Origin of the sequence: Citrobacter sp. Cpo065 (genome assembly GCF_030332805.1) — a bacterium.
Classification (GTDB): Bacteria; Pseudomonadota; Gammaproteobacteria; order Enterobacterales; family Enterobacteriaceae; genus Citrobacter; species Citrobacter portucalensis.
Genome location: NZ_JAOWHC010000013.1, coordinates 1 through 379, shown reverse-complemented (window position 1 = coordinate 379; position 379 = coordinate 1). Strand labels below are relative to the sequence as shown.

At 46.7% G+C, this 379-nt stretch carries 1 tRNA gene and 1 rRNA gene; both read left to right on the top strand.

What is annotated here, in order from left to right:
• Positions 1-68, top strand: a 16S ribosomal RNA gene (locus OGY68_RS00060); the annotation flags it as partial.
• 85 nt (positions 69-153) lie between these two features.
• Positions 154-229, top strand: a tRNA-Glu gene (locus tag OGY68_RS00055).
• Positions 230-379 lie beyond the last annotated feature (150 nt).

The following is a 379-nucleotide window of genomic DNA, read 5'->3' as shown; positions in this document are numbered from 1 at the left end:
GATTCATGACTGGGGTGAAGTCGTAACAAGGTAACCGTAGGGGAACCTGCGGTTGGATCACCTCCTTACCTTAAAGAACCTGCCTTTGTAGTGCTCACACAGATTGTCTGATGAAAAGTAAATAGCAAGGCGTCTTGCGATTGAGACTTCAGTGTCCCCTTCGTCTAGAGGCCCAGGACACCGCCCTTTCACGGCGGTAACAGGGGTTCGAATCCCCTAGGGGACGCCACTTGCTGGTATGTGTGAGTGAAAGTCGCCGACCGAAGTATCTCAAAACTGACTTACGAGTCACGTTTGAGATATTTGCTCTTTAAAAATCTGGATCAAGCTGAAAATTGAAACGACACACTGTTTCATTTCTCCGTAATAAGAAATGAAA